Origin of the sequence: Cohnella caldifontis (assembly GCF_029360585.1) — a bacterium.
In the GTDB taxonomy this organism is placed as follows: domain Bacteria; phylum Bacillota; class Bacilli; order Paenibacillales; family Paenibacillaceae; genus Cohnella; species Cohnella caldifontis.
Map to the genome: position 1 here is coordinate 163150 of NZ_JAQZSJ010000003.1, position 22021 is coordinate 185170.

Here is a 22021-nt window from a genome sequence, read left to right on the forward strand (position 1 = left end):
CATGTTCCGCGTACTTCGTTTGCCTCGACATCATAGGGAGCTGGTCCCCCTTTACGTGTTTTTCGCGGTGCTCCTGATCGTCAATCTGGCGCTGGATCCCCAAATGTTCACGTTTGCGCGGATTTCCACGCTGTCCGTTCAGTTCATGCCGCTGATTCTGGTCGCGATGGCGCAGACGGCCGTCATGTTGACCGGCGGGATCGATTTGTCCGTCGGCGCCGTTCTTTCCCTCATGGTCAGCATTTCGGCGGTGACGATGCAGGATTCGCCGGGGGGAATCGCCCTCTCGATCGTCGCCACGATTCTCTGCGGAGCCGCGACGGGTCTCTTCACGGGGCTTGGGGTGACGTATGGCCGCCTGCCGGCGATTATCGTCACGCTGGCGACCTCTTACTTATGGCACGGCGTCGCTTTGCTCGTGCTCCCGGTGCCCGGAGGACACGTCGCGCCCACCTTCACGGGATGGGTCACCTCGGTGGCCGTCGTCCCGGCGGGCGTCATTCTCGTCGTCATACCGCTGCTGTTCTGGAAGTTTTTCAAAAACACGCGCCCGGGCGTCAGCCTCTATGCGACCGGCAATAATGCGCATGCCGCTTACGTGAACGGAATCCGGACCAACCGCGCGAGAATCACCGCGTACGTGCTGGCGGGCGTATTCACGGCGGTCGCGGGCGTCGGCTTGAGCGGGCAAATCGGTTCGGGCGACCCGAACATCGGCTCGCCGTATACGCTGAACTCGGTTGCCGCCTCCATTCTGGGAGGCATCAGCTTCCTGGGGGGACAAGGACAGATGAAAGGCACCGTCATCGGCGCGATCATCGTCGGTTCCCTGATGAACATTCTGTTTTTCGCCGGCATTTCGCCATTCTATCAATACGTCGTGCAAGGTTTGATCCTCGTCGTCGCCATCGGCCTGAAGACGATCGCGCAAGGCAGAAAGGGAGGGCAAGCATGATGGGAACCGATAAATCCGCATCCCCGGCCCGGCGGCTGCCCCTCTCGTTCTCCCCGACGGTCGTCGCGTTCGCCGTGCTCCTCCTGGTCTGGGTCATTACCGCCGTGTCGATCGACGGCTTCGCGACGAAAGCTTCCTTGATTCAAACGCTCCAGACGGCGGCATTCCTGGGCATCATCGCCGCCGGCCAAACGATCGTCGTCATGATGGCGGGGATCGATCTTTCGGTATCCAGCACGGTGACGTTGTCCTCGGTGGCGGCTTCTTCCGTCATGGCCCACTCGGGCATGGGGCCGTACGCCGGCATCGCCGCGGGACTCGGGATCGGCGCCGCGGTCGGCTTGGTGAACGCGCTCGGCATCGCCTATCTCAAGCTGCCGCCGCTCATCATGACGATCGCGACCATCAGCCTGATCACCGGGTTCATGTTGATCGCGACGAACGGAACGCCGCCAAGCGGGATGTCCCCGGTGCTCAATCAATTGGCCAACAACGACTGGTTCTTCGGATTGCCGAACGTCGTGTTCATTTGGCTGGTCGTTTCCGTCTTCACGTACTGGTTCCTGCATCTCAGCAAATTCGGCCGGCAGACGATCGCGCTGGGAACGAACGAGAAGGCCAGCGTCTTGTCGGGCGTGCATACGGCGAAACTGCAGATGATCGGGTATAGTCTGTGCGGCCTTTTCGCGGGACTCTCCGGCATTCTGCAGCTCGGATACATGGGCAGCACCTATCTCACCCTCGGGGAACCTTACCAGCTCTTGTCGATCGCGGCCGTGGTGCTCGGCGGGACTTCCATTCTCGGCGGACGGGGCAACTATTTGGGCACGATCGCCGGCACGCTTCTGATCATCATTCTGAAGAACGTGCTGACGGTCATCGATATTTCTTCGGCCGGCCGCGAATTCGTGATGGGTCTGCTGATTCTGGTCATCCTGTTCGCCTATGCGAGAGAGCGCAAAATCAGATAATCGGAAAACGTCTCGACGATCTGCATGCGGAGGTGAAGGAGATGAAGGTGAACGATTGGGTTCACTTGGTCGGCAGCGGATACGCGGGCTTTCAATTGACCGACGAATACGACTGCAACGTTTATTTGATCAATGGCGGTTCGGGGATGGCCCTGGTCGATACGGGCGCGGGACTCGATCCGGACGCCATTCTCGCCGAGGTCCGGAAGGACGGATTGGATCCGGCGGCGATCCGCTCGATTTTGCTGACGCACGCCCACGCGGATCATGCCGGAGGAGCTTCCGCGCTCGCCGGCAAACTCGGCGCGACGATCTACGCCTTGCCGGACGCCGTCCGCTTCGGGGCCGGTCCCGATCTGGAGGCCATCTCGCTGGCGCCGGCCATCCAAGCGGGAACCTACCCGGAGGATTACCGGTTTCGGGCTTTCGCGGCGGAAACCGTAAACGAAGGGGATGTCATCGCGGTGGGCGGCTTATCGGTGCGAGTGATCGAAACGCCCGGCCACAGCGACGGGCATGCCGGCTTTCTGCTCGAGGCGGAAGGACGGAAGCTGCTTTTCGCCGGCGATCTCGTTTTCGGCGGGGGCCGCATTTCGTTGCTGGCCACGTGGGATTCCCGCTTGAACCGTTACGCGGAAAGCATCGGGAAGGTGAACGAACTTCGGATCGACGGGTTGTTTCCCGGCCATGCCGCGTTCCTGCTGCGGGACGCGTGGCGCCACGTGGCGGAGGCCGCGCATCGGTTCGAACGGTTGGAAGTCCCTAGGAATTACAACGGGTAAGGCACGAAGGCGAATCCAGGGATAGGAAGTGTTCCGGGAAGATGAAATATAGGTCACTGGTGGATCCGCAGCGCGTCCAGACGGTGCTGCGGGATTTGGTCGCGATTCCCAGCGTCAATCCGGGTTTTCCCGGGGGGCACGGCGAGGAAGAGGTGGCTTGTTACGTCCGGCAGTTCTTCCGGAGCAACGGGCTGCAATGGACGGATCAAGCCGTGGAGGCCGGCCGGGCGAATGTCGTCGGAGAACTGCGCGGGGCCGGTCAAGGAAAAGCGCTGCTGCTGGAAGCGCATATGGATACCGTGCAGGTCCATGGGATGACGGTCGACCCGTTCGCCGCGAAGGTCGAAGGCGGGAAAATGTACGGCCGCGGTTCTTGCGACACCAAAGCTTCTTTGGCCGCGATGATGGTATGCCTGGAGACGATCAAACGAAACGGCCTCGTGCCTCCCGCGGACGTCCATCTGGCGGCCGTGGCGGATGAGGAAATCAGCTTCAAAGGCGTCAGCGCGCTGGCGGACGATATCGCCTGCGGGAAGCGGGCATATGCCGCGGCAATCGTGGGCGAACCCACGGAGCTTGATCTCATCGTCGCGCATAAAGGGGTCGTCCGGTTCCACGTGGACGCCCACGGCGTCGCGAGCCACAGCTCCAACCCGCGCGCGGGGGTCAATGCCATCGAGCAGATGGCGAAGATCATCCGGCATTTGCGCGAATGGGAAGCCGACTACGAGAGCCGGAAGCATGCATGGGTCGGTTCGCCGACGCATTGCGTCAGCATGATCCAGGGAGGAGTCGCCCCGAACACCGTGCCGGACGCCTGCCGGATCACGATCGACCGCCGGACGATTCCGGGCGAGGACTCGGAAAGCGTATGGCGGGAGATGAAGCGGAAGCTGGAGTCGCTTCGGGAACGCGATCCGGGACTGAACCTGAGCGTAAGCGATCCGTTCATTCTGGATTACTCCATGGAGGTTTCGCCGGAGGAACCGATCGTCCGGCTGCTGCGGGACAACGCTCTGCGTTACGGGGCCAGGGGCGAGTTGATGGGGGCAGCTTACGGCAGCGACGCCAGCAAGCTGACCCGCGTCGGCGTGCCTGCGGTCGTGTTCGGCCCCGGCTCCATCCGCCAAGCCCACACGAAGGATGAATGGGTGGAATTGCGGCAAGTCGTCGACGCGGCGGCGATTTTGATCGAAACCGTGATGGGCTTTCGCGGCTGACAACAGAAACGGGAATCGAGGTGCCAAGGATGTATAAGGAACTGTCGACGCCGGCGGTCATCGTCGATCTGGATACGGTGGAAAACAACATCCGGAACATGGCGGAGAAATTGTCCGCGGCGGGAATCGACCACCGTCCGCATATCAAAACCCACAAATCGGTGAAATTCGCCCGCATGCAGCTGGCCGCGGGGGCTCGCGGCATTACGACGGCCAAGCTGTCCGAAGCCGAAGTGTTCGCGGAAGCGGGCTTCGACGATATTCTGGTCGCGCATTCGATCGTCGGCGAGGATAATCGGGAACGCCTGGCGGCGCTCCATCGGAAGATCGACGTCAGGGTCACCGTGGACAGCCTGGAATCGGCCGTCGGTTTATCGGCGGTCGGGGAGAAGACGGGCAAACCGGTCAAAGTTCTGATCGAAATCGACGGAGGGCTGCATCGCGGCGGCCGGCAGCCGGGGCAGGACGCCGTCGACTTCGCGCGGGAGCTTCAGCGGCTGCCCGGGATCGAAATCGAGGGCATCATGGGTTATTTCGGATTGGTGTACAAAGAAAACACCGTCCCCGAGATCGCGGAGTACGCCAAATACGAAGCGCAAACCGTAAACCGCGTCGCTTCGGACCTGAGAAAGGCGGGCATCCCGGTCTCCGTCGTCAGCTCCGGATCCACGCCCACGTCTCTCCTCGGCGAGCATTTGCGGGGCGCCGTGACGGAGGTGCGCGCCGGCAACTATATTTTCTACGACGTGTCGGCCGTGGAAATCGGTTTTGCCGAGGAACGGGATTGCGCGCTGCGGGTGATCGCGACCGTCATCAGCACTCCGCTGCCCGGCATGGCGACGATCGACGCCGGAACGAAAACGTTGACCAGCGACAAGTCGCATCACGGCAACGGCTTCGGCAGGCTGGTCGGCCTTCCCGGGGCGGAGATCGCCAGCTTGAACGAGGAGCACGGCTTCGTCCGGTTCGACCCGGAGCGGGTCTCGCTGCGGGTTGGGGACCGGGTGGAAATCATCCCGAACCATTCCTGCGTCATCCCGAACCTGAACGGCCGGGTTTTCGGCGTGCGCCGCGGCAAGCTGGAGGAAACGATTCCGGTAGACGCGAGAGGCTGCGATTTTTAATCCACGCAACTAGAATTCGCTTAGGAGGCATTTCGATATGGGACAAGTAGAACAACGACTGCAAGAGCTGGGGATCACGATTCCCCCTTCGCCGGAACCCCGGTTCACGTACGTTCCGTGCAAGCGGACGGGCAACTTGATTTATTTGTCGGGCCAGGACTGCCGGATTAACGGGGAATTGATGTACGAAGGGAAGCTTGGCCGCGAAGTGACGATCGAACAAGGCCAGGAGGCGGCCCGTCAAACCATCATCAATTGTCTGGCGGTCATGAAAGGCTACCTCGGCGATCTCGACCGCGTCGAGAAAATCGTGAAGCTGCTCGGTTTCGTCAACAGCGCGCCCGGTTTCGCGGACCAGCCTTACGTCATGAACGGGGCTTCCGATTTGCTCGTGTCGGTATTCGGAGAGAAGGGCAAGCACGCCCGGTCCGCGATCGGAACGAGCGAGCTGCCGTTCAATACCCCCGTGGAAATCGAAATCATCGCGGAGATCCGCGATTAACAAGATACGGAAGTCCGGTTGCATCTCAAAACGGGAGCGCCTCGCGATCGATCGAGGCGCTCCCGTTTATTATTCCTCATTCCGTTCCGTACGCGCGATTTCCTTCCGCACGATCGGCGCGACCTTCGTGCCGAGCAGCTCGATCGTGCGCAGCACGTCCCGGTGCGGAACCGTGCTAACGTCGACGTGCAGGAAGAACCGCGTGACGCCCAGGTTTTGGCGCAGCAGCACGATTTTCTCCGCCACGTATTCCGGATCGCCGACGTAGAGGGCGCCCCGCGGGCTGACCATGGCGTCGTAGCTGTCCCGCGAATACGGCGGCCAGCCGCGCTCGCGGCCGATGATGTCCATCTGGGCTTTGGCGGCCGGGAAATACAGGCGGTCCGCTTCCTCTTTCGTGTCGGCGATAAAGCCGTGCGAATGCGTCGCGATCTGCAGCCGGTCCGGATCGTGCCCGGCCTGCGCGGCCGCCCGCTTGTACAGGTTCACGAGCGGCGCGAATCGCTCCGGCATGCCGCCGATGATCGCGTAGGCGACGGGAAGGCCCAGCATGCCCGCCCGGGCGGACGACTCCGGGTTCCCGCCGGTCGCGATCCAGACCGGAAGCGGCTGCTGGACGGCGCGGGGATAGATGCCTAAGTTGCGGAAGGCGGGACGGTGGCCGCCGCGCCAGGTGACTTTCTCCGATCGGCAGATTTCCAGCAGCAGCTCGAGTTTTTCCTCGAACAATTCGTCGTAATCGTTCAGGTCGTACCCGAACAGCGGAAACGATTCGATGAACGAACCGCGCCCCGCCATGATTTCCGCCCGCCCGTTCGAAACCGCGTCCAAGGTAGAGAAAGCCTGGTACACGCGGACCGGATCGTCCGACGACAGCACCGTGACGGCGCTCGTCAGCCGGATCCGTTTGGTCAGCGTGGCGGCGGCCGCCAGGACGACGGCCGGCGCGCTGCTGGCGTAATCGGCCCGGTGATGCTCGCCGATTCCGTATACGTCCAGCCCGGCCTGTTCGGCGAGGACGATCTCCTCCACGGCTTGGCGAAGCCGTTCCGCGTGGCCCACCGCGGTTCCGCTGGACGGGTCCGGCGTCGTCGCCAGGAACGTGCTGATTCCGATTTCCATAGGGTTCGCCCCTCCTTATCTCCTCATATTTTACTATAGAATTTACTGTTTCTCAAATTTAGTAAGTAAATGGACGCGCTTAGCTGTATTTTACCCACTTCCGCCATTCCAAGCGAGAGGGAAATCGCCATGGGAGGGGTGACGGGTATCCTCTACGAGAAAACAGCCTTCCGCCCTTGCGGACGGAAGGCTGCTCTTGCCGCGCGTTACAAAATCGGCTCAGGGAAGCTTGTTCCCCGCCGCGCGGTAAATCTCGTACCATTCTTCGCGAGTAAGGTGAACGTCGCTGGCTTTGCAGCAATCCTTCAGCCGCTGAACGTTCATCGTGCCGGTCACCGGCTGCATTTTCGCGGGGTGGCGCAGCAGCCAGGCGATCGCGATCGTCGTGTTGCTGACCCCGTACTTTTCCGCGATCTCGTCGATTTTCTTGTTCAGCTCCGGAAACTCGGGGTTGTCCAGGAACACGCCTTGGAAGAAGCCGTATTGGAACGGCGACCAAGGCTGGATCGTGATGTCGTTCAATCTGCAGAAATCGAGAACGCTGCCGTCCCGATTGACCGCGGAGTCGTTCTCCATGTTGACGTTGATTCCCTGGGAAATCATCGTAGCGTTCGTGATGCTGAGCTGCAGCTGGTTCGCCACGATGGGCTGCTTGACGGACTTTTTCAACAGCTGGATTTGCATCGGATTCAAGTTGGAGACGCCGAAATGGCGCACTTTGCCGGAAGCCTCCAGCCGGTCGAACGCTTCGGCGACTTCCTCCGGCTCGACCAGCGCGTCCGGACGGTGCAGCAGCAGGATATCCAGGTAGTCGGTTTTCAGCCGTTTCAGGATGCCGTCGACCGAAGCCAGGATGTGCTTCTTGGAGAAATCGAACGTGCCGGCCTCCGGACGGATGCCGCATTTGGATTGCAGGATCATGCTTTCGCGAATGCTCGGGTTCATGCCGATCGCGTCGGCGAAAATTTCCTCGCACGCGCCCTTGCCGTAAATATCCGCGTGGTCGAAGAAGTTCGCGCCTTCCTCGAGCGACGTCCGGACGAAACGCTCCGCCTCGGTTTTATCGATCGAATTGATGCGCATGCAGCCGACCGCGATAACCGGCACCTCCAGGTTGCTGCTGCCCAGTTTCATTGTCCGCATCATGATTCCCTCCTCGTAAACTCTCGGAAAAATGACTTGCCGCTACGATTGTTACGGAAAGTCTAAGTTCGTTAACTTATTGTGGCACATTCGGGAAGGCGTTTTCAATAGGGCGATCCGGCGGAAGTTTGGGCGGTGCCGGCTTTGATGGTATGATAGCTGTATCCTATACGTTGGGAAAAACACTAAGGGAGACTCCCATGACCTTTCAAGACTTGAAGCTGATTCCGGCGCTGCTCCAGGCGCTGGCCAAAGAAAACTACACGGCGCCGACGCCGATCCAAGAACAGGCGATTCCCCCCGCGCTGGCCGGGCGGGACGTGCTCGGCGTGGCCCAGACGGGCACGGGCAAGACGGCCGCGTTCTCCTTGCCGATCCTCCAACGACTGAACGAACAGCCCGTGCCGCCGAAGGGCAGGCGGCCCATCCGCGCCTTGATCCTGACGCCGACGCGGGAGCTGGCCATTCAGATCTTCGACAACATCCGGGCTTACGGCCGGTTTATGAACTTGCGGAGCGCCGTCATCGTGGGAGGCGTGTCCCAGAAAGGGCAGGAGGAGTCGCTGGAGAAGGGCGCGGACATTCTCATCGCCACGCCCGGGCGGCTGATCGACCTCCTGAATCAGAACATCGCCGATCTGCGCCGCGTTCAAGTGCTGGTGCTGGACGAGGCCGACCGCATGCTGGACATGGGCTTCATCCACGACGTGAAGCGGATCATCGCCAAGATGCCCGCGAAGCGGCAGACGCTGTTCTTCTCGGCCACCATGCCGCCCGAAATCACGCAGCTGGCGGACTCGCTGCTGCACGATCCGGCGAAAGTCGAAGTGACGCCGGTATCCTCCACGGTGGACCGGATCGATCAGTCCGTCTATTTGGTGGACAAGGAAAACAAGATGAAGCTGCTCATCCATCTGCTGCAGGATCCCGCGATCGAATCCGCCCTCGTGTTCACGCGGACCAAGCACGGCGCCGACCGGGTGGCGAAAGGGCTGAACCGGGCGAATATCGCCGCGGCGGCCATTCACGGCGACAAATCCCAGAACGCGCGGCAGAGCGCCTTGAACAACTTCAAGAGCGGCGCGGTCCGCGTGCTCGCGGCGACGGATATCGCGGCGCGGGGGATCGACATCGAAGAACTGTCGCACGTGATCAATTTCAACCTTCCGAACGTTCCGGAAACCTACGTCCACCGCATCGGCCGGACCGGCAGGGCGGGCCTCAGCGGAACCGCGATTTCCTTCTGCGACGCGGAGGAGCTGGCGTATTTGAAGGATATCGAGAAGCTGACCCGCAAGAAGGTTCCCGTCGTGCAGGAGCACCCGTGGCCCCTGTCGGCGGACGGGGCCGCCTCCGCGAAGGAGGGCGGCTCGACGGCTGCCGGACAATCCGGCAAGCCCCGTCAGCCGGCGAGCCGGACCGCGGCGGGACAGACGGGCGGAACCCCCCGGCAAGGCGGGGGGCGGCCTGCCGCGGGACAAGCCGGCGGGAAGCCCCGGCCGACCGAATCGCGGCATGCGGGAGGACGGCCGCAAGGGCAGCCCCAGGCCCGCCGGTAAACCGAATATTTGACTCGTGTACTGCCCCTTTCCAAGCGGAAGGGGCATTTTTCATTGGCCGGTTTCTGCCCGCGCCTCGTTCGCCTGCCGTAACCCGGTGAAATCCGGTTACAGCACCGCCCGCGCCTCGTTCGCACGCCTGCTCGCTTCTCCGGGACTGAACGAAAAAGAAGCAATCGGGTATGATGACATTAAACTGGAAACCCCGAAGGAGGACAGCCAATTGAAACGCGAAACAGAGAATACCGCCCCCGTCCATGAGGAAAAGCACTTCACGGCATCGGACTTGATCCGCGACATCGTGATCGGCATGTCCGACGGGCTGACGGTTCCGTTCGCCCTCGCCGCCGGTTTGTCCGGAACGGTATCGCATACGACGCTGGTCGTCGTCGCCGGGGCGGCGGAGATCGCGGCCGGTTCGATCGCGATGGGGCTGGGCGGCTATTTGGCCGCGCGGACGGACCGGGAGCATTACGAGGCCGAACTCGCGCGCGAGCGTCGGGAAATCGTCGAACTGCCGGACCGGGAACGCGAGGAAGTCGCGGAAGTCCTGAAGAGCTGGGGCATCCCCGAGCCCGCACTTTCCGCCGCGACGGACGCGATCTGCGCGGATGACGAGATGTGGATCGATTTCATGATGAAGCACGAACTGGGCTTGGAGAAGCCGGAACCGAAGCGGGCGCGGGACAGCTCGCTCACGATCGGGCTTTCTTACGTGCTGGGCGGATTGATTCCGCTCTCCCCCTACATGTTCATTGCCCGCTCGGATACCGCCCTGCTCGTATCCGCCGTTCTCACCCTGATCGCCTTGTTCCTGTTCGGCTGGATCAAGGGAAAATTCACCGGCTCCAAGCCGTTCAAGAGCGCCTGGCAGACGATGCTCGTCGGCGGTCTGGCCGCCGGGTTCGCTTACGGGATCGCGAGATGGATTTCATAAGGGCGCATCCGGATACAGGGGCGGAATTCTAAAAAATATTTAAAATTTTTCGCATCCAAGAGTATAATTACTCTCTGCAAAGAAGCACAACGGAAAGGAGGCTGCCGCTTTGAACGGGACTTATCCCGGCACCGACCTCGAGATGACCGTCACGTGGGGAGACTGCGACGCCGCCGGGATCCACTACTACGCGCGGACGTTCGACTGGTTCACCAACGCCCGCATGAAGTTTCTGGCGGATCACGGATTCCCTTATATGGAGACGTTCCATCATCCCGGGATTTCCCTCGTCTGCCTGACGGCCGACTGCCGTTTCAAGAAAATGCTGAAGCCCGAAGAGCGCATTACGGTCCGCGCTTCGCTGACGACCTTGACCCGGAGCCGGCTGGCGTTCGACTACCGGATTTACAAGTCGGACGGACAGCTTGCGGCCGAGGGGACGACTTCCCATGCGTACGTCGATCCGGAAGGAAACCCCTACAACCTGAAGAAACGCCATCCCGGACTGTGGGCCTCGATGATGGATCGGTGGCCCGTGTTCCAAGATGAATGATCCGCAGCGAAAGGGAAGGAGGAGGACGCGCCAAATGAACAGAGAACGGATCGCGATCACCGGAATGGGCGCGGTGACCCCTGTCGGCATCGGAGTGCCGGCCTACTGGGACAGCCTGCGGAAGGGCGTTCAAGGCGTTGCGGAAATTACCCGGTTCGACCCGACGGGGCTTCCCGTCCGAATCGCCGCGGAAGTGAAGGGATTCGTTCCGACGGATTTCCTGCCCAAGAAGCTGGTCTCGCAGACGGATGTTTTCATGCAATTCGCGCTGGCCGCCGCCGAGGAAGCGTTCGCGGACGGCAAGCTCCGGGCGAACCCGGAGCGGGTGGCGGTCGTGCTGGGCACCGCGATGGCCGGCATCTCCACCGCGGCCGAGACGCAGGACCAGATGACCCGCAGCGGGAGCTATCGGGTGACCCCGCATCTGGTCCCCAAAATGCTGGGGAACATCGCCGCGGCCCACATCGGCATCCTGCACGGCTTCAGGGGACCGAGCTACACGCTGAACACGGCCTGCTCCTCGGGCGCCGACGCCGTCGGGTTCGGATCCCTGCTGCTGCGGACGGGACTGGCCGACGCCGTCATCGCGGTCGGCGCGGAATCGATACTGTGCGGCTTGATGGACGCCGGACTGGCCTCGGCAAGGGCGCTGTCCACCCGCAACGGCGAGCCTTCCAAAGCGAGCCGGCCGTTCGACCGGAACCGGGACGGCTTCGTCATGGGCGAGGGAGGCGGCGCCGTCATCCTGGAGCCGCTGGAAGCCGCCCGGGCCCGGGGGGCCGACATCAAGGCCGAGCTGCTGGGGTACGCCAACTGCGCGGACGCGTACCACGTCACGTCCCCGGAGCCGGAAGGCCGCGGGGAAGTCCTCAGCATGCGGCAGGCGCTGGACCAAGCCGGCCTGTCGCCGGAGGACGTCGATTACGTCAACGCCCACGGCACGTCGACCCCGATGGGGGACCAGATCGAAACGGTCGCCTTGAAAACCGTGTTCGGCGAGAAGGCGCGAAGCCTACCCGTCAGCTCCACCAAAGGAGCGACCGGCCACCTGATGGGAGCGGGCGGAGTGACGGAGCTGATCGCCTGCATCCAAGCCATCCGCGAAGGCGTCATCCCGCCGACGCTCAACTATGAAGTTCCCGATCCGGAGTGCGACCTGGATTACGTGCCAAACCAGGCGCGGGAAGCCGCCGTGAATGTCGCGATGTCCAACTCCTTCGGATTCGGCGGGCAGAACACGTCGCTGATCGTCGGGGCCTATCGCGAGCCCTAATTAGCAACGCACGCAAGAGTGTACGCAGTTTATCCCACGTAACAGGAGAGGACGGATCCCATGGAGTCATTCACGTACGACGTCAGTATGTTTAAAGAAACGTTCGAGCACGAGTTCACGTATTTGAACGGGTTTTTGCGCAACGTGCACCGGTTTGCCCATCGTCCCGCCGTCACCTGCCCTTTGCGGAACCGTACGTGGACGTACGCCGAACTGAACGGGGAAGCGAACCGGCTCGCCCACGCTTTGCTCGAAGACGGAGTCGGCCAGCAAGATATCGTGATGTACCAGCTGCTGAACTCCGCCGAATTCGTCTTCAGCTTCCTTGCGCCCCAGAAAATCAGGGCGATCAACAGCCCGATCAACTTCCGGCTGTCTCCCGGGGAAACCGCCTATACGCTGGACGACAGCAAACCCGTCGTGTTTATTTACGACGCCGAAGTGAAAGAAACGGCCGTACAAGCCCTCGCCATGGCGAACCATAAGCCGAAGCGGGTCGTCATGGTCGACATCGCGGGGGAACAGGAGGCGCCGCAAGGCCACATCCTGTACTCCGAATACGTGCGGAACCGCTCGAACGCCAATCCGGACGTCGGCCGTCCCGCCCACATCTACGACGAGACGACGCGCCTGTACACGTCCGGGACGACGGGAAGGCCCAAAGGCGTACCGCTCAACAACATCAATGAGATCCTCTCCGCCCACGACGTGGCGATGCATTTTCCGCTGAACCCGAAGGACAAAACGATGAACATGAGCCCGTGGTTCCACCGCGGCGGCCTCTATTCCGGCGGTCCGAACCCCACGCTGTACGTGGGCGGGGAAGTGGTCGTTCTCCGGCATTTCAACCCTAGAACGTGCCTCGAATTGGCGGAGAAATACGATTTGACGTTCCTGATCGGGGCGCCGCCGATGCTGAAGATGCTGTACGAGACGCAGAAGAAGCATCCGGCCGACCTCTCGAAGCTGAAAGGTATCGTCACGATGGGAGCGCCGCTGTCGAGGGACGACTGCATCAAATTCCAGGAGACGCTGACGCCGAACATTTTCAACGGATACGGCACGACGGAGGCGTTCTGGAACACGTTCCTGCGTCCGTACGACTTGCCGGAGATGGCCGGATCGGCCGGCCGGGCTTGCACGGACGACGAGGTCGCGGTGGTGAAAGTGTATCCCGACCGCCGGGCGGAGCCGGACGATCTGGCGGCCAAGGACGGAACCGAAGTCGGGGAAGTCATCGTGAAGGCTCCGGGTAAAACGACCTACAGCTACGTGAACAACCCGGCGGAGAGCGAGCGGGTATTCTATAAAGGCTGGATATACATCGGCGATATGGGCACCTGGGACGAGAACGAGTTCGTCACGATCGTCGGGCGCAAGAACAACATGATCATTTCCTCCGGCGAGAACATCCATCCGGTCCAGGTCGAGGAGGTTTTGAACCAGCATCCGAAGGTCAAAGAGTCGGTCGTCGTCGGAGTGCCGGACGAGCTTCGAGGAGAAGCCGTCACCGCATACGTCATCAAGGCCGATCCGTCGCTGACGGCCAAGGAGCTCCACAAATTCTGCAGCGAGCATCCGATGCTGGCCGAGTACAAACGGCCCCGCTATTATCGATTCATCGACGAATTGCCTTATACGGCGACCGGGAAAAAGAAAAATTTCGAGGTTAAGGCGATGGCCGCGGAGGATCAGAAGCAAGGATTGCTGGAACGGCCGTAAGGAAGCCGGCGGATTCGCGGGACGGGCGTTTGATCAGGGCGCCCGTCCTTTTCTGTAGGAACTTCCTGGGCGCTGTGGTACAATCTAGACAAATCTTGCCTATGAGGTGATCCCTTGATCGGACGCAGCGGCAATCCTACCTTGAACGACAAGACTTTCGAAAGGCAGCAAGCTTCTTACGGCAATCAGGCCATGACGATCGAAGGCACGGTGAACAAAGCGTTCATCACGCTGGCCCTGCTGCTGGGAGGCGCCTTCGTATCCTGGTCCGGCTATTTCACGGGACAGAATGTCGTTCCTTACGCGATCGGCGGCGCGATCATCGGGTTCGTCCTGGCGCTGATCGTCAGCTTCAAGCCCAGCGTCTCCCCGATATTGGTGCCCGTGTACGCGGTGGCCGAAGGCGTCTTTCTCGGCGCTTTGTCCGCCAATTACGAATCCTTGTACCAAGGCATCACGCTTCAGGCCGCGCTTCTGACCATCGGGGTCTTCCTCGCGCTCCTTCTGGCTTATAAAACGAGAGTCATCAAGGCTACGGAGAACTTCAAGCTGGGCGTGTTCGCCGCCACCGCCGGCATCGCGCTCGTTTATCTGCTCAGCTTCATTCTCGGCTTGTTCGGCGTCACGGTTCCGTACCTGCACGACAACAGCTGGATCGGCATCGGCATTTCGCTCGTCATCGTGATCGTGGCGGCCCTGAACCTCGTGCTCGACTTCGACTTCATCGAGTCGGGGGCGAACGGCGGCGCGCCGAAATACATGGAATGGTACGGGGCGTTCGGGTTGCTCGTGACGCTCGTCTGGCTGTACGTCGAGATGCTCCGTCTGCTGGCCAAGCTTCGCAGCCGGGATTGAGCGAAGACAGAGGGGAACTGAAAATGAGAAAACTCGTTCTTTTTTTGCACGCATCGCTTGACGGTTTCGTAGAAGGGCCGAACGGCGAAATGGACATTGGCTGGGTTTCCTACGATGCGGATCTGGAGAAACACGCGAAAGAAATTCTGAGTACGGCCGACGCCGTCATTTGGGGACGCGGGACTTATCAGATGATGCACGGTTACTGGCCGTCCGTGCCTTCGGACCCGTCAGCTTCGCAGCATGAACTGGAGCATGCCGCGTGGATTGAGCAAACATCCAAAATCGTTTTCTCCACGACGCTGGAGAAAGTCGAATGGAACAATTCCAGACTGGTGAAAGAGAATGTCAAGGAAGAAATCCTGAACTTGAAGGAGCAGCCGGGCAAGGACATGGTCATCCTCGGCAGTCCTAGGCTCGCGCACCGCCTGATGCAGCTTGATTTAATCGATGAGTATAAAATCACGGTTTCTCCCGTCCTGATCGGCAGCGGATTGCCGTTATTTCAAGGTCTCAGGGAGAAAATCAATCTTAAACTCATCGAAAATAAAACGTTCGATTCCGGAGCCATCGGTCTCTATTACCAGACGGTTAGATGATCAGCCCCGTAAAGTAGTTTAAGGCATAGCCATAACCGATCAAGCCGTTGTTGGGCGGAAGGGATTTCCGTCCGGCAACGGTTTTTTCTACCGATCAGAATTTATAACTTTTCGGCGTGAAGTCATGCTCCATCCCTTTCTTAGAGCGACCGACGCCGGCTGCCCCATTCGCTGGGGCGGTAAGGCTAACGGACACAGCGGACGCTATCAGGGGCGCTCCTCGGCAAAGCGCATTTTAACGGTCAGAGTTGCGCTTATTGGGGGAAAAACCCCAAGTATATCCGTAAAAGGTTACGGATAAGGGCCGCTGTGTCCGTTACGTTTTGAAAATGAGGGGATTTGATCCAATAGCGGCTGCGGTGTCCGTTAGAATCGGAACCCGTGACGGGGAGGATGGGGTTTCGGTGAAAAACGTTACCGCATGGGCAGGAAGGCGGGATCGACCGTGACCAAGAGCAGGCGGTAGTGGGATTGACTAAAGCCTGCCGCGCAAGCTTAACCCCCGCCAGCTCGAGGGGCAACCGCTGATTAAGCTTGCCGCGCAAGCTTAACCCCCGCCAACACGTAGGGCAAGAGCTGGTTAAGCCTGCCGTGCAAGCTTAACCCCCGCCAAAACGTAGGGCAAGAGCTGGTTAAGCCTGCCGCGCAAGCTTAACCCCCGCCAAAACGTAGGGCAAGAGCTGGTTAAGCCTGCCGCGCAAGCTTAACCCCCGCCAACACGTAGGGCAAGAGCTGGTTAAGCCTGCCGCGCAAGCTTAACCCCCGCCAACACGTAGGGCAAGAGCTGGTTAAGCCTGCCGCGCAAGCTTAACCCCCGCCAACACGTAGGGCAAGAGCTGGTTAAGCCTGCCGCGCAAGCTTAACCCCCGCCAACACGTAGGGCAAGAGCTGGTTAAGCCTGCCGCGCAAGCTTAACCCCCGCCAACACGTAGGGCAAGAGCTGGTTAAGCCTGCCGCGCAAGCTTAACCCCCGCCAACACGTAGGGCAAGAGCTGGTTAAGCCTGCCGCGCAAGCTTAACCCCCGCCAACACGTAGGGCAAGAGCTGGTTAAGCCTGCCGCGCAAGCTTAACCCCCGCCAACACGTAGGGCAAGAGCTGGTTAAGCCTGCCGCGCAAGCTTAACCCCCGCCAACACGTAGGGCAAGAGCTGGTTAAGCCTGCCGCGCAAGCTTAACCCCCGCCAACACGTAGGGCAAGAGCTGGTTAAGCCTGCCGCGCAAGCTTAACCCCCGCCAACGTAGGGGGCAATCGCTGATTAAGCTTGCCGCGCAAGCTTCACCTCCGCCAACGTAGGGGGCACTCGCTGAGAAAGCTTGCCGCGCAAGCATAACCTCCGCCACCGTAGGGGGCAATCGCTGATTAAGCTTGCCGCGCACGCTTAACCCCCGCCAACGTAGGGGGCACTCGCTGAGAAAGCTTGCCGCGCAAGCATAACCTCCGCCACCGTAGGGGGCAATCGCTGATTAAGCTTGCCGCGCACGCTTAACCCCCGCCAACGTAGGGGGCAATCGCTGATTAAGCTTGCCGCGCAAGCTTAACCCCCGTCCCTCTGGACAAACGGATCCCAATGGTCATGTTCATTAGGATTGAAGATGTTCGTGGGAAAATTGCTGAGGAGTGACTTCAGAGGCACGAAACAAAGGACCGTCAGGGACGAATTTCTCCCTGACGGTTTTCTTATAATTCCGATGATCCGGCGTTGCCGAACATTCCTTGACAAAAAAGGGTAGAGAACACGCTAGGGTTACAGTATAATAAGTCTCATTGTGACATCGGCCCCGGCTTGCCTGAGAGTGGCAAGCCACCAAGAAATCATAGGAAAATAGAGAAGGAGAGGAACTTTTATTTGCTGTACGCGAAATTGAAAAACAGCTGGCTGTTCAACGTCCGCAGGGACGTGCTGTCCGGCATGACCGTCGCGTTCGCGCTTATTCCGGAGGCGATCGCGTTCTCCATCCTGGCCGGCGTCGACCCGATGGTCGGCCTTTACGCGTCGTTCTGCATCGCGGTGACGATCTCGATCGTCGGCGGGCGGATGGGCATGATTTCGGCCGCGACCGGCGCGATGGCTTCGCTCATGGGACCGATCGTCGCCAAATACGGATTGGAATATTTGTTCGCCGTCACGATCCTGACCGGCATCCTCCAGTTTTTGATGGGCATGCTGAAATTCGGCCGATTCATTACGTTCATCCCGCATTCCGTCGTGACCGGGTTCGTGAACGCGCTGGCGATCATCATTTTCATGGCCCAGCTTCCGAACTTCCGGGGCGCGAATTGGCAAATGTACGCGATGGTGGCGGGAACGCTCGCGATCGTGTACCTGTTCCCGCTGCTCACGAAAGCCGTGCCGTCCGCGCTCGCGGCGATCATCGTCATGACGGCGCTGTCCATGGCCATGGGTTTGGATCTGCGGACCGTGGGCGACATGGGCGAAATCACGCAGGCGCCGCCCGTTTTCCATCTCCCCGATCTCGCGCTTTCGCTGCACGTCGTCGGCACCATGCTTCCATATGCTTTGGCGCTGGCGATCGTGGGCCTGACCGAATCCCTGATGACCGCGACCATCGTGGACGAGATGACGGAAACGAAGAGCGACAAGAACCGGGAAGTCAGAGGCCAGGGCATCGCCAACATCGTCTCCGGCTTGTTCGGGGGCATGGCGGGCTGCGCGATGATCGGCCAGACGGTCATCAACGTGAAGTCCGGCGGCCGTTCGCGTCTGTCGACCTTCGTCGCGGGCGTGTTCCTGCTGTTCCTCATCCTGGTCTTGGGCGACGTCGTCCGGCGAATTCCGATGGCGGCGCTCGTCGGCGTCATGTTCATGGTGTCCATCGGTACGTTCGATTGGGGCTCGCTCAAGACGCTAACCAAAATCCCGCGCAGCGACGCGCTGGTGATGGTCGTGACGGTGGCGATCGTCGTGGCGACCTCGGATTTGGCCATCGGCGTCGTGACGGGCGTCATCCTGAGCGCGCTGAACTTCGGCTGGAAAATGGCGAGCATCAAGGCGCGCGCGGAGCTGAAGCCGGACGGGACGAAGGTGTACCGGATTGCCGGGCAGCTGTTCTTCGGGACGATGGCGCATTTCGCGGAGCTGTTCGATTACCGGAACGATCCGGAGCGCGTCGTGATCGATTTTTCTTCCTCGCACGTGTGGGACCATTCCGCCGTGACGGCCATCGCCAAGGCGGTCCAGAAATACGAACAAGCCGGCAAGCAAGCCGAGGTCGCCGGCCTGAACGAAGAAAGCCGGAAGCTGGTCGACCGGGCCGGGCTGACCGCGCCTACGGGACACGGGCCGTGAAATAAGCAAGAAGCGCTCCGGAGCGTCGGCTCCGGGGCGCTTCCCCTTTTCGGCGGGCGATCAACCCTTCTTCTCGAAAAACGCGATATGGTTATTGTTCAGGATGACGACCTGCTTGTCCGAAATCGGAATGATGTCCGAGTAGGCGATGATCGAGTTGGACATCGTGACCGCGAACCGCGGCTTGCCTTGCCGGTCCAGCGAATAAACGGTGCCGACGTTGGCGCTGAAATACACGTTGCCGGCGGAATCCGTCCGCATCGTGAATTGCGCGAGCGAGTATCCCAGCATTTTCTCCCATGGGGTCAGCTTGTGCGTCCATTTGATTTTTCCGGTACGCGAATCGGTGTCGGTTAACGTACTCGTCCGATCGTCCAATCGATAAACGCCGCCCGCTTGGTCGCTCCAGCCGTTCATCGTCTGGAATTGCGCCTTGGGATCGGTGACGAGGGTGAGCTTGCCGTCCGCGGAGGCCGCATAAACTTGATAGGCGGGCTGAAGGGACTTCATGTCGAACGTCTGGGCGATCAAATAGCGGCCGGAGACGAAATAATCCGCGTTTTCCGAAATCGCCGTTCTCCATTGGACGACGCCCGCCGAATCGATTTTCAGCAGGTCGTCTTCGAATTGCAAATAGGAGAATCCCTCTTCATCGGAGAAGAGATTTTTGAGGGCGAAGCTGTCGTAGGTCCGGTCTTTGTAGGTAAACCCGGTTTGCTTCCAAGCGACCGTTCCATCGGGGCGGTAAGCGGCCAACCCTTCCGTCGTCAGGAGCAGGAGGTTGCCTTTCGCATCCCCGGCGTACATCGGATAGCCCATGGAGAAGCCGTTTTCGTCTTGGGGCGCATAGACGGACACCGGCGGCATTCGGACGTAGCGGCCTCGGACGTCAACCCGTTCGATTCCGGACAGCCGCTTCTCCGAGTCGTCTAATCGTTCGGCGTCTCCCAAGACCTCGAGCCGGGGCTCTTCAACCTCCAAGAAGTAGGCGGTATTGTCGGCGCCGATGAAGTTGTATTGGTAAAATCCGGACTCCAGGGGCTGCTTCCAGACGACCTTCCCGTTCAAATCGAGCCCCATCGCATAGTCGAAGGCGATGATGAACAGCAGCTTCCCGTCCGGGGCGAGGAAGCCTTCGAAATGCTGATACCGGCTTGGATCCTCGTAGGACCATTTCATCCGGTACTCTTTCGCGTTTTTGAGCACCCAGTTCTTTCCTTGGTCGTCCTTTAGGTTCAGCTGCTGCGTGACGGTCATCGGATCGACGGGAGCCGCCGGTTTTTTCTGCGCTGCCGCCCCCGAGCCCTGCGAGGCAAGCGTCAATCCGCAGGCGACAATCAAGCTGGCCATCCATGGTTTTTTCATCCGTCGGACTCCTTATCGGGCAAGATTGCTGTTCAGGGGTCCATGCGCGGACTTGCGGATCTTGAGAAGGCTGATGACGAAGGATCGAAGTCGGCCCCGGAAACGGCGGCCGGGGTCGGCTGCGGAATCGGCCCGCGGCGAGGCGGCGGCCGGGCTTTCCTTCCGTTCCCGTTCTTCCTTCCAAATCGCGAGCGCGCGGTTGCGGTACTTCGTCTCGGACAGCATCTTCCCCGCCCCCTGTTCAAGTGGTTGTAAGCGCTTTACAATATTGATTATAGTGGGTTCCAAAATTTGGGGCAATACTCGCGGGAATTCGGGCGCTTTACGGCGCATGGGTCGGATCAGATGCGCGGCAAAATCGGGAGGAGCGGTTACATGGATTACGATGCGATCGTGGCGGGAGCGGGACTGGCCGGGTTGGTCGCGGCGGCGGAATTGGCGGACGCGGGGAAGCGGGTGCTGCTGCTCGACCAGGAGCCCGAAGCTTCGTTCGGCGGGCAGGCGTGGTGGTCGTTCGGGGGGCTGTTCCTGGTCGACTCTCCGGAGCAGCGAAGGTTGGGCATCAAGGATTCCCGCGAATTGGCCTGGCAGGATTGGCTCGGATCCGCAGGTTTCGACCGGGAAGACGAAGACCGCTGGGCCCGCCGCTGGGCGGAGGCGTACGTCGACTTCGCGGCGGGGGAGAAGCGGGCGTGGCTGCACGGCATGGGGGTCCGCTTTTTTCCGGTCGTCGGGTGGGCGGAGCGGGGCGGCTACTTGGCGGAGGGACACGGGAATTCCGTCCCCCGGTTCCATGTCGTATGGGGCACGGGTCCGGCGATTTTGGCGCCATTCGAGCGCCGCGTCCGGGAACATATGCGCAGCGGGCGAGTCGACTATCGGCCCCGCCACCGCGTAGAACGCCTGATCCGGGATCAAGGGGCGGTCACCGGCGTCGGCGGCTCCGTCCTGGCCCCCAGTCCCGCGGCGCGGGGCGAGAAAAGCCCGGACGAGGCGGTCGGCCGCTTCGAGTTCCAGGCCGAGGCGGTGCTCGTGTCCAGCGGCGGCATCGGCGGCAACCCGGAGCTCGTCCGGGCGAACTGGCCGGAGCGGCTGGGCCGCCCGCCCGAGTCCATGCTGTCGGGCGTTCCCGCGTTCGTCGACGGAAGGATGCTGGGCGTCGCGGAAGCGGCGGGCGGGCGCATCGTCAACCGCGACCGGATGTGGCATTACACGGAGGGCATCGGCAATTGGAATCCGGTATGGCCTCGGCACGGCATCCGGATTTTGCCCGGCCCGTCCTCCGTCTGGCTGGACGCGCGGGGGCGGCGGCTCCAGGCGCCGAATTTCCCGGGCTTCGACACCTTGGGCACGCTGGCGGCGCTCCGGAAGACGGGATACGACTACTCCTGGTTCATCCTCACGCGGAAAATCATCGAAAAGGAGTTCGCGCTCTCGGGGTCCGAGCAGAACCCGGATTTGACCGGCAAGAGCATCCGGAAGGTGCTGTCCCGGGTGCTGCCGGGCGCGCCGGGTCCGGTGCAGGCATTCATGGACCGGGGCGAGGATTTCGTGATCTCGGAACGGCTGGACGAGCTGGTGGCCGGCATGAACCGGCTGACCGGGGAGGACTTGCTCGATCGCGAAGAGATCGAACGGCAAATCCGGGCGCGCGACCGGGAGATCGACAATCCGTTCACGAAAGACCTGCAGATCACGGCGCTGCGTGGAGCCCGGCGCTACATCGGCGACAAGCTCATCCGCGTCGCTCCGCCCCACAAGCTTCTGGACCCGAAGAACGGCCCGCTGATCGCGGTCCGGCTGCGGGTCGTCAGCCGCAAGACGCTGGGCGGATTGCAGACCGACTTGTCGGGCCGGGTGCTGGGCACCGACGGCGAGCCGATCCCGGGGCTATACGCGGCAGGAGAAGCGGCGGGGTTCGGCGGGGGCGGCATGCACGGATACCGGGCGCTGGAAGGGACATTCCTCGGGGGCTGCCTGTTCTCGGGCCGGACGGCGGGCCGGGCGATGGCCGAAGCGTTGAGGTAAAGG

19 protein-coding genes are annotated in these 22021 nt (G+C 61.2%); 15 read left to right on the forward strand and 4 right to left on the reverse strand.

Annotated features, from left to right (window positions below; translation table 11 throughout):
* The first annotated feature begins 1 nt into the window (after position 1).
* From PTZ19_RS06490 to PTZ19_RS06515, 6 genes are read left to right on the forward strand one after another with little or no spacing between them, the layout of a single operon-like run.
* Positions 2 to 955: an ABC transporter permease gene (locus PTZ19_RS06490; RefSeq protein WP_276353230.1), complete on the forward strand. Its 954-nt coding sequence runs from the start codon at positions 2 to 4 to the stop codon at positions 953 to 955.
* Positions 952 to 1926, forward strand: coding sequence for an ABC transporter permease (locus PTZ19_RS06495; RefSeq protein ID WP_276353232.1), 975 nt, complete (start codon positions 952 to 954; stop codon positions 1924 to 1926). The genes PTZ19_RS06490 and PTZ19_RS06495 overlap by 4 nt, the downstream gene beginning before the upstream one ends.
* Before the next feature lie 41 nt (positions 1927 to 1967).
* Complete coding sequence (locus tag PTZ19_RS06500) at positions 1968 to 2708, forward strand: MBL fold metallo-hydrolase (protein WP_276353235.1); 741 nt, start codon at positions 1968 to 1970, stop codon at positions 2706 to 2708.
* 41 nt (positions 2709 to 2749) lie between these two features.
* A complete protein-coding gene (locus PTZ19_RS06505; protein ID WP_276353237.1) occupies positions 2750 to 3928 on the forward strand; it encodes a M20 family metallopeptidase in 1179 nt (392 codons plus the stop codon).
* Positions 3929 to 3957: 29 nt separating this feature from the next.
* Positions 3958 to 5052 carry an alanine racemase gene (locus tag PTZ19_RS06510; protein ID WP_276353239.1) on the forward strand — a complete coding sequence of 365 codons (1095 nt, stop codon included), beginning with the start codon at positions 3958 to 3960 and terminating at the stop codon, positions 5050 to 5052.
* A 37-nt stretch (positions 5053 to 5089) separates the two neighbouring features.
* Positions 5090 to 5554: a RidA family protein gene (locus PTZ19_RS06515; RefSeq protein ID WP_276353240.1), complete on the forward strand. Its 465-nt coding sequence runs from the start codon at positions 5090 to 5092 to the stop codon at positions 5552 to 5554.
* 69 nt (positions 5555 to 5623) lie between these two features.
* Here the strand turns inward: PTZ19_RS06515 and PTZ19_RS06520 are convergent, their stop codons facing one another.
* Positions 5624 to 6676 carry an LLM class flavin-dependent oxidoreductase gene (locus PTZ19_RS06520; RefSeq protein ID WP_276353241.1) on the reverse strand — a complete coding sequence of 351 codons (1053 nt, stop codon included), beginning with the start codon at positions 6674 to 6676 and terminating at the stop codon, positions 5624 to 5626.
* A 219-nt stretch (positions 6677 to 6895) separates the two neighbouring features.
* Positions 6896 to 7819 carry an aldo/keto reductase gene (locus tag PTZ19_RS06525; protein WP_276353242.1) on the reverse strand — a complete coding sequence of 308 codons (924 nt, stop codon included), beginning with the start codon at positions 7817 to 7819 and terminating at the stop codon, positions 6896 to 6898.
* Positions 7820 to 8019: 200 nt separating this feature from the next.
* On the opposite strand from PTZ19_RS06525, the gene PTZ19_RS06530 reads away from it, so the two are divergent.
* The 8 genes from PTZ19_RS06530 (at position 8020) to PTZ19_RS06565 (ending at position 18625) form a co-directional block, all read left to right on the forward strand.
* Positions 8020 to 9378: a DEAD/DEAH box helicase gene (locus PTZ19_RS06530; RefSeq protein ID WP_276353243.1), complete on the forward strand. Its 1359-nt coding sequence runs from the start codon at positions 8020 to 8022 to the stop codon at positions 9376 to 9378.
* Positions 9379 to 9601: 223 nt separating this feature from the next.
* Positions 9602 to 10315 (forward strand): VIT1/CCC1 transporter family protein, encoded by a 714-nt coding sequence (locus tag PTZ19_RS06535; RefSeq protein WP_276353245.1) that lies wholly within the window; start codon positions 9602 to 9604, stop codon positions 10313 to 10315.
* A gap of 109 nt (positions 10316 to 10424) precedes the next feature.
* Entirely contained in the window at positions 10425 to 10868 is a 444-nt protein-coding gene (locus PTZ19_RS06540; RefSeq protein ID WP_276353246.1) for an acyl-CoA thioesterase, read from the forward strand.
* A 34-nt stretch (positions 10869 to 10902) separates the two neighbouring features.
* Positions 10903 to 12141 carry a beta-ketoacyl-ACP synthase II gene (fabF, locus tag PTZ19_RS06545; protein ID WP_276353248.1) on the forward strand — a complete coding sequence of 413 codons (1239 nt, stop codon included), beginning with the start codon at positions 10903 to 10905 and terminating at the stop codon, positions 12139 to 12141.
* 60 nt (positions 12142 to 12201) lie between these two features.
* Positions 12202 to 13863: a class I adenylate-forming enzyme family protein gene (locus tag PTZ19_RS06550; RefSeq protein WP_276353249.1), complete on the forward strand. Its 1662-nt coding sequence runs from the start codon at positions 12202 to 12204 to the stop codon at positions 13861 to 13863.
* Positions 13864 to 13977: 114 nt separating this feature from the next.
* The gene (locus PTZ19_RS06555; protein WP_276353250.1) at positions 13978 to 14718 is read left to right on the forward strand and encodes a Bax inhibitor-1/YccA family protein; all 741 of its coding nucleotides are present in this window, start codon (positions 13978 to 13980) and stop codon (positions 14716 to 14718) included.
* A 23-nt stretch (positions 14719 to 14741) separates the two neighbouring features.
* A complete protein-coding gene (locus tag PTZ19_RS06560; protein ID WP_276353251.1) occupies positions 14742 to 15317 on the forward strand; it encodes a dihydrofolate reductase family protein in 576 nt (191 codons plus the stop codon).
* Between the two features lie 1850 nt (positions 15318 to 17167).
* Positions 17168 to 18625, forward strand: coding sequence for a SulP family inorganic anion transporter (locus PTZ19_RS06565; RefSeq protein WP_422614981.1), 1458 nt, complete (start codon positions 17168 to 17170; stop codon positions 18623 to 18625).
* A 60-nt stretch (positions 18626 to 18685) separates the two neighbouring features.
* On the opposite strand, the gene PTZ19_RS06570 is transcribed toward PTZ19_RS06565, so the two are convergent.
* Complete coding sequence (locus tag PTZ19_RS06570) at positions 18686 to 19990, reverse strand: hypothetical protein (RefSeq protein WP_276353252.1); 1305 nt, start codon at positions 19988 to 19990, stop codon at positions 18686 to 18688.
* 12 nt (positions 19991 to 20002) lie between these two features.
* Positions 20003 to 20215: a hypothetical protein gene (locus PTZ19_RS06575; RefSeq protein WP_276353253.1), complete on the reverse strand. Its 213-nt coding sequence runs from the start codon at positions 20213 to 20215 to the stop codon at positions 20003 to 20005.
* A 150-nt stretch (positions 20216 to 20365) separates the two neighbouring features.
* Between PTZ19_RS06575 and PTZ19_RS06580 the strand changes: the two genes are divergently transcribed.
* A complete protein-coding gene (locus PTZ19_RS06580) occupies positions 20366 to 22018 on the forward strand; it encodes an FAD-binding dehydrogenase (RefSeq protein WP_276353254.1) in 1653 nt (550 codons plus the stop codon).
* The last annotated feature ends 3 nt before the right edge of the window (positions 22019 to 22021 follow it).

Bases quoted from the DNA above. Each gene is read 5' to 3' on its own strand.
- PTZ19_RS06490 (WP_276353230.1), top strand. From the start codon at position 2: ATGTTCCGCGTACTTCGTTTGCCTCGACATCATAGGGAGCTGGTCCCC.
- PTZ19_RS06495 (WP_276353232.1), top strand. From the start codon at position 952: ATGATGGGAACCGATAAATCCGCATCCCCGGCCCGGCGGCTGCCCCTC.
- PTZ19_RS06500 (WP_276353235.1), top strand. From the start codon at position 1,968: ATGAAGGTGAACGATTGGGTTCACTTGGTCGGCAGCGGATACGCGGGC.
- PTZ19_RS06505 (WP_276353237.1), top strand. From the start codon at position 2,750: ATGAAATATAGGTCACTGGTGGATCCGCAGCGCGTCCAGACGGTGCTG.
- PTZ19_RS06510 (WP_276353239.1), top strand. From the start codon at position 3,958: ATGTATAAGGAACTGTCGACGCCGGCGGTCATCGTCGATCTGGATACG.
- PTZ19_RS06515 (WP_276353240.1), top strand. From the start codon at position 5,090: ATGGGACAAGTAGAACAACGACTGCAAGAGCTGGGGATCACGATTCCC.
- PTZ19_RS06520 (WP_276353241.1), bottom strand. From the start codon at position 6,676: ATGGAAATCGGAATCAGCACGTTCCTGGCGACGACGCCGGACCCGTCC.
- PTZ19_RS06525 (WP_276353242.1), bottom strand. From the start codon at position 7,819: ATGCGGACAATGAAACTGGGCAGCAGCAACCTGGAGGTGCCGGTTATC.
- PTZ19_RS06530 (WP_276353243.1), top strand. From the start codon at position 8,020: ATGACCTTTCAAGACTTGAAGCTGATTCCGGCGCTGCTCCAGGCGCTG.
- fabF (WP_276353248.1), top strand. From the start codon at position 10,903: ATGAACAGAGAACGGATCGCGATCACCGGAATGGGCGCGGTGACCCCT.
- PTZ19_RS06550 (WP_276353249.1), top strand. From the start codon at position 12,202: ATGGAGTCATTCACGTACGACGTCAGTATGTTTAAAGAAACGTTCGAG.
- PTZ19_RS06560 (WP_276353251.1), top strand. From the start codon at position 14,742: ATGAGAAAACTCGTTCTTTTTTTGCACGCATCGCTTGACGGTTTCGTA.
- PTZ19_RS06570 (WP_276353252.1), bottom strand. From the start codon at position 19,990: ATGAAAAAACCATGGATGGCCAGCTTGATTGTCGCCTGCGGATTGACG.
- PTZ19_RS06575 (WP_276353253.1), bottom strand. From the start codon at position 20,215: ATGCTGTCCGAGACGAAGTACCGCAACCGCGCGCTCGCGATTTGGAAG.
- PTZ19_RS06580 (WP_276353254.1), top strand. From the start codon at position 20,366: ATGGATTACGATGCGATCGTGGCGGGAGCGGGACTGGCCGGGTTGGTC.